Genomic DNA, 6,113 nt, shown 5'->3' on the forward strand with positions numbered 1-6,113 from the left:
CACATAAGCGGCGGTATAAGCAAAAGAGGTACTAGCCGCCTGCAGCAGCAAATACAAAGCCGGAATGGCCAAAATGGCCGGTACTGCATGGGTAAAAAAATTTCCTGGTTCGCGAATGTACCTATTGGTCTGCATCGGTTGGCTCGTCCGTATCTTTTCGTTCCTTGGCTATTTTATCGAATATTTTATCCATGTGCTCCACGTATTCGTTGGTATCGTCTACAAAAAACGAAAGCGTTGGAATAACCCTAGCCTGATGGCGGATGCGCGAGCCCAGTTTATACCTGATTTCGCTGGCATGTGCATTTACGGTAGCTACCGATAGACTGGTATTGTTGGTATTCAAAAAACTCAAATATACTTTGGCTACGGCCAAATCGGGCGATACCCTAACTTTGGTAATGGTTACTAACGTATTGGGCAAATAAGAAGCCCCTTCGCGCTGAAAAATTGCGGCCAGTTCTTCTTGTAATAATCCTGCAAACTTCTGTTGTCTTTTACTTTCCATAATCTCAAATATCTATATCCAACTGCTGCATTGGATGGCTAAAGCATTTGTTGCAATATAAGCCTTTTCCAGATGTGCACGCTCTTTTTTCTTAATATAGCAGCTTATCGTAGGGATAGCGCGTAGTATGTAGGACTTTTACTTTATCGTACAGCAGCTGTTTAAATTCTTCTACGTTTTCCTTTAGCGTTGCCGAAATAAAAATGGCCGGATCGTTATGATGTGCCATCCAGCTTTTTTTGAAATCGGCCAGGGTAAGCGGCGCTTCTTCTTCGTCTTCATGCCTGTCTGTTTCTGGCGTTACGTAGGCATCGATTTTGTTAAAAACCATGATGGTTTCCTTGTCGCGGGCACCCAGGTCTTTCAGGGTCTCGTTTACGGTATGGATCTGGTCTTCAAAATTTGGGTGCGAAACATCGACCACGTGTACCAAAATATCGGCTTCGCGCACCTCGTCTAATGTTGATTTAAAACACTCGACCAAATGGTGTGGTAATTTTCTGATAAAGCCCACCGTATCCGAAAGCAGGAAAGGCAGGTTTTCGATCACTACTTTTCGAACCGTGGTATCTAGCGTAGCAAAAAGCTTGTTTTCTGCAAATACATCCGATTTGGAAAGCATGTTCATGATAGTTGATTTGCCCACGTTGGTATAGCCTACCAAGGCTACTCGGATCAGTTGTCCACGGTTTTTGCGTTGTGTTTCGTTTTGGCGGTCAATCAGCTTGAGGCGTTCTTTGAGCAGGGAGATCTTCTCCAAGATCATCCGCCTATCGCTTTCAATCTGGGTCTCGCCCGGACCACGCATCCCGATACCTCCTTTTTGGCGCTCCAAGTGGGTCCATAAACGGGTTAATCGAGGCAATAAATATTGCAGCTGGGCCAGCTCTACCTGCGTTTTGGCCTGCGCGGTTTGCGCCCGTCCGGCAAAAATATCCAAAATCAGGTTGCTCCTGTCTAAGACCTTTACCTGCAGTTCGCGCTCAATATTGCGCAGTTGCGACGGCGAAAGCTCATCGTCGAAAACCACCATGTCTATTTCTTCTGCCTTTACATAAGCCTGTATTTCTTCGAGCTTTCCGGTGCCCACAAAAGTGGCACGATCGGGCTTGCTCATGCGCTGCGTAAAAACTTTTTCTACCTTTCCACCTGCCGTATCAACCAAAAAGGCCAATTCTTCGAGGTATTCTTTGGTTTGTTCGGGTTTTTCGCCCGGCATAATCACCCCTACCAGAACGGCTCGTTCTTGCTTAAGGGCAGTATCGTAATATTTCTGTTTTCCCATTGTATGCTACAAAGATACGAAATCTAAGTTCGTTTCATTTTGCACCTATAAAACTTCGGCTAAAGCGCTAATGTTTTAGAAAAATGTCCCTTAGCATAGAAATTGGTCGGCAAAAAGAGGAGGCTTTGAGCTAGACTTGCTGGTGAAGAACACCAACAAGAGTACCAAAACGCAATTAAGGCTAAATGCTTTATTTTTAACGAAGCCATTTGCCCGCTACTAATTGTTGGCGAATAATACCAACATTAGCGCCGTTGGCAGCAAAAAGTAACAAGAGCATATCAATTAGAAAAGCAAGTACAGCATTTCATGGCCGCAACAGCCCCGCTGTACGCTTTACTCCGTGCCCGCTGCCATCGGGTTTAGGAAAGACGGGTGTAAAGTCCTATTAAAAGCTCTGGATTGGTCGTTTACCCCAAACCCCATAAAAAGGGCCTCTTTTTCAAGAGGCCCTCATCAATTAACTGTATTTCCTAATGGAATTGTGCAAACCACGCACGTCATTTGTTAATTAATCATTAAATTGGTAGACCACGCCACCAGTGATGTAAGTATTTGAAAAAACCGGGGTTTCGGTTTTAACCACCTTGCCATTAACCAATATCTCAAGTTTGATGGAACCTGTAATCCTGTAATTTTCGGTTATGCTCAGGCTAACATCGCTTGCATAGTTTACGGTTTTGGTAATTGTTTTCGAGAAAGGCAGCGATTGGCCGGTTAGCTGGGTATCGGCATCTGTTTCGTTGGTAAAACGGATGTCCATTACCCCAATATTATCGCCCGACACCTTGCTTACGCGGTATTCGATGGTTACGTTTTTAGGATAACCTTTGCGCGGATCGGCCACATCGTCGGATTTCTTGCTGCAGGCACTCAATAGGGTTAGCACCATTAGAGGCAACGCTATATAGCATAGCTTTCTCAGGTTTTTCATCTTTTTCATAGTCTTATCTTTTTCGTTGTAACTACGACAAAGTTAGCCTTGTGCCTTATGCCAGTCCATCACGGAAAACCAGTATTTTAACACCCAAAAAACACGTGTTTTTATTAAATCAGGGCATTTTTGCAGTGGCTACAATGAGCAGCGCCTGCAAAAAATGGCTGTTATTCGCTAAGAATCAAAAAGCCCGATCCGGATTTACCATCCAGACCGGGCTATTCCTGATTTTAACCCATGCTATTTACCGAAAGTATAGCTTGTGGTAGCAGATAATACTGTACCTGTTCCGATGTTTTCTTTAACGAGTTTGCCGTCTACCCAAATCTGTACCTTTAGGCTAGAGTTGGCACTTGCACCTGATCCGTTTGCGCCAAAATTAATCACTAATACAGACGAAGGAATAGTCAGCTCAGCACTGGTAAACGTTCTGCTGTTTACCGAAGTATTGGTGGTTACATCGCCAGTTGCGTTGGTAAACAGGGCAGTCGAAATGCTGGCATCCGTAGAAGTTTCGGCCTTGAACACTACTTTGTGTGTTCCGGCAGGTGTTTCATCGTCTTTTTTGCTGCATGAGGCCAAAATTGCAAGAGCCATTAACGGGAGTACGGCAAGTAATAGTTTTCTAAAGTTTTTCATCTTATTAGTTTTTAGTGAGTAATGCCAACTAAAAAACAAACACTATGCCATTAACTCAAACGAAAACAATAACATGCCTTGTTCAAGTCATTAAATTGCAGACTATAAGCACTTTACGAAATCTGAAATCGCCTGACCGGGATCTTCGGTTTTCATAAAGTTTTCGCCTATCAAAAATCCATTATACCCTACACTTTTGAGCTCCTTAATGGTTTGTGGCTTGCTGATGGCACTTTCTGATATCTTCAAAAACGTATCAGGAATGTGGCTCACCAGCTTGAAGGAAGTTTGGATGTCTACGGTAAAATCGCCCAGGTTACGGTTGTTTACGCCAATGGCGTTTACGTAGGGGCAAATGCTGGCTTGCAGCTCTTCAAGGTTGTGCACTTCCAACAACACGTTTAACCCGAGGCTTTGCGCAAAACTGCCCAGTTGGGCAATTTCCTGTGGGCTTAAAATAGCGGCAATGAGCAGGATGATATCGGCACCCCAGGCCTTTGCTTCCAACATCTGGTATTCGTCTATCATGAAATCCTTACGCAGGATGGGAATTTGATTGGCCGCTCTGGCTTGTTGCAGATCTTCGGCCTTGCCTCCAAAAAAATCGGCATCGGTAAGCACCGACAAGGCCGAGGCACCGGCTTGGGCATAGGCTTGGGTTACCGATGCCACATCGGCCGTTCCATTAATCAGCCCCTTTGATGGCGACCTGCGTTTAAATTCGGCAATGATACCGGTATGTTGTTCGTCCAACAGAAAATCCCTGAATACCAAAGGCTGCCTGCCAAAATGCGCATAAGCCTCCAGCTCTTTTACGCTCACCCGGCTTTTGGCCAAGGCAACTTCTTCTTTTTTGCGGCGAACGATTTTATCGAGTATGTTATCTCCAGCTTTTGAAGGAGTGCTTGATTTTTCCATGTTTCTTTCAGTTATAGGTCAAAGCCTCTTTGAGGACTTGAGATGGTTAACCAGTTTTTCATCATTTGCTTGCCATTGGGCGTGAGCACGCTTTCGGGGTGGAATTGTACGCCGCACACATCATACTCGCGGTGACGCAAGGCCATGATCTGCTGGTCGGCATCGATGGCCGTAACGTGCAGCACCGAAGGCAAATCGGCAGGATTAACCACCCAGGAGTGGTAACGGCCTACCTCCACCTGTGTCGGACAGTCTCTAAACAACAATTCGCTTTCGTCTAGCACCGTAACTGGCGTGGCAATGCCGTGCATAGGCCGGCCCAAATTGAGCAGGCTGCCTCCAAAGGCTTCGGCAATGGCCTGCTGGCCTAGGCAAACGCCCATGATGCTTTTACGCGGCGCATAGGTTTTAATTACCTCGAGCAACAAACCTGCTTCTTCGGGTATACCCGGCCCTGGCGAAAGCAAAATCTTATCAAACTGCGCTACCTCGTCAAGTTCAAACTTATCGTTTCTCCATACTTCGGCCTCAAAGCCCAATTCGTTAATGAGGTGTACCAAATTATAGGTGAAACTATCGTAATTGTCAATTACCAATATCTTTTTGCCTCCTGTTAAGGCTTGATTATTTTCCATCTCAATCGTAAATCGTAAATCTAAAATCCTAAATCTCTTCAGCCATTGCAATTGCCCTGCGCAAAGCGGCTATCTTGTTGTTTACTTCGTTCAGTTCGCTTTCGGCCACCGAATCGGCTACGATACCGGCACCTGCCCGGTAATGCAGCTGGTTATTTTTGCTCATAAAGGTTCGAATCATAATGGCGTGGTTAAAATCGTCGTTAAAACCCATGTAGCCAATGGCTCCTGCGTAAAAATTACGGCTCAGCTTTTCATAGTGATCAATCAGTTGCATGGCCTTGTATTTTGGCGCGCCACTCAAAGTTCCAGCCGGATAGGTATCGGCCACGATTTTGAACGAGCTGGTTCCTTCCTGCAAATTCCCGCTTACTTTAGACACCAAGTGGATGAGATGCGAGTAGTACTGCACTTCCTTAAACGATTTGACTGCTACACCGGTACAATGCCGGCTCAAATCGTTACGCGCCAAATCAACCAGCATGACATGTTCGGCGCTTTCTTTAGGGTCTTGTTCCAATTTTTTGGCCAAGGCTGCATCTTCTTCGTCGTTTCCGGTACGCTTAAAGGTGCCTGCAATGGGGTAAATACTGGCCACGCTGTTGCTTACCGTAATCTGTGCCTCGGGCGAAGAACCAAACAGCTTGAAGCTGCCATAGTCGAAGTAAAACAGGTAGGGCGAAGGATTGATAGAGCGCAGGCAACGGTAAACATTAAACTCGTCGCCCAGAAAGCCTTGCTTAAAAGCCCTCGAAGGTACAATCTGAAAAACATCGCCTCGATAGATGTGCTTTTTCAGCTGTTCTACCATCTCCATAAAGCCCTCGTTGCTCAGGTTCGATTCTTCTTCGCCATTAACCCGGAAACTATACTCTGGAAAGTTCTTGTTTTGGATGAGGTATTCGATTTTGGTCAGATCGTCGTTATCGTCGTCGTTAAACACGTTTTTGAACAAGGTAATCTCGTTCTTGAAGTGGTCGATGGCAATAATATAACGATACACATGGTATTGCATGGTTGGAATCGTCTCATCGGCCGGAGCAGTCGAAGTAAATTTGATATCCTCAAAATGCTGCACGGTATTCCAGGTAAAATAACCGAACAAGCCTGTCGATATTTTTTTATCAACTGCGGGGCTTATCGATTTAAACTGTGCCTTAAATGCCGTAATTTCATCGGTAAGCACAAAGC

7 protein-coding genes are annotated in these 6,113 nt (G+C 45.3%); all 7 read right to left on the bottom strand.

The features are described from left to right. Positions 1-121: 121 nt before the first annotated feature. Positions 122-508, bottom strand: coding sequence for a 30S ribosome-binding factor RbfA (gene rbfA, locus JHD69_RS18780; RefSeq protein ID WP_199141878.1), 387 nt, complete (start codon positions 506-508; stop codon positions 122-124). Between the two features lie 91 nt (positions 509-599). Then, positions 600-1,793, bottom strand: a complete 1,194-nt coding sequence (gene hflX, locus JHD69_RS18785) for a GTPase HflX (RefSeq protein ID WP_199141879.1) — start codon at positions 1,791-1,793, stop codon at positions 600-602. Positions 1,794-2,304: 511 nt separating this feature from the next. Continuing rightward, positions 2,305-2,736 (bottom strand): hypothetical protein, encoded by a 432-nt coding sequence (locus JHD69_RS18790; protein ID WP_199141880.1) that lies wholly within the window; start codon positions 2,734-2,736, stop codon positions 2,305-2,307. A 234-nt stretch (positions 2,737-2,970) separates the two neighbouring features. Then, on the bottom strand, positions 2,971-3,369 hold the full coding sequence (locus tag JHD69_RS18795) for a hypothetical protein (protein ID WP_199141881.1): 399 nt from the start codon (positions 3,367-3,369) through the stop codon (positions 2,971-2,973). Positions 3,370-3,471: 102 nt separating this feature from the next. After that, the gene (gene trpC, locus JHD69_RS18800) at positions 3,472-4,287 is read right to left on the bottom strand and encodes an indole-3-glycerol phosphate synthase TrpC (RefSeq protein WP_199141882.1); all 816 of its coding nucleotides are present in this window, start codon (positions 4,285-4,287) and stop codon (positions 3,472-3,474) included. 11 nt (positions 4,288-4,298) lie between these two features. Further along, positions 4,299-4,922, bottom strand: coding sequence for an anthranilate synthase component II (locus JHD69_RS18805; RefSeq protein WP_199141883.1), 624 nt, complete (start codon positions 4,920-4,922; stop codon positions 4,299-4,301). A 28-nt stretch (positions 4,923-4,950) separates the two neighbouring features. Beyond that, a partial coding sequence (locus JHD69_RS18810; RefSeq protein ID WP_199141884.1) for an anthranilate synthase component I family protein occupies positions 4,951-6,113 on the bottom strand: 1,163 nt, incomplete at its 5' end.

It is taken from the genome of Pedobacter sp. ASV12, from assembly GCF_016429155.1.
Lineage (GTDB): Bacteria > Bacteroidota > Bacteroidia > Sphingobacteriales > Sphingobacteriaceae > Pedobacter.

What these genes read in the sequence shown, in the direction of transcription:
- trpC (WP_199141882.1), bottom strand. Translation starts at nt 4,287, where the DNA reads ATGGAAAAATCAAGCACTCCTTCAAAAGCTGGAGATAACATACTCGAT.
- JHD69_RS18790 (WP_199141880.1), bottom strand. Translation starts at nt 2,736, where the DNA reads ATGAAAAAGATGAAAAACCTGAGAAAGCTATGCTATATAGCGTTGCCT.
- rbfA (WP_199141878.1), bottom strand. Translation starts at nt 508, where the DNA reads ATGGAAAGTAAAAGACAACAGAAGTTTGCAGGATTATTACAAGAAGAA.
- JHD69_RS18795 (WP_199141881.1), bottom strand. Translation starts at nt 3,369, where the DNA reads ATGAAAAACTTTAGAAAACTATTACTTGCCGTACTCCCGTTAATGGCT.
- hflX (WP_199141879.1), bottom strand. Translation starts at nt 1,793, where the DNA reads ATGGGAAAACAGAAATATTACGATACTGCCCTTAAGCAAGAACGAGCC.
- JHD69_RS18805 (WP_199141883.1), bottom strand. Translation starts at nt 4,922, where the DNA reads ATGGAAAATAATCAAGCCTTAACAGGAGGCAAAAAGATATTGGTAATT.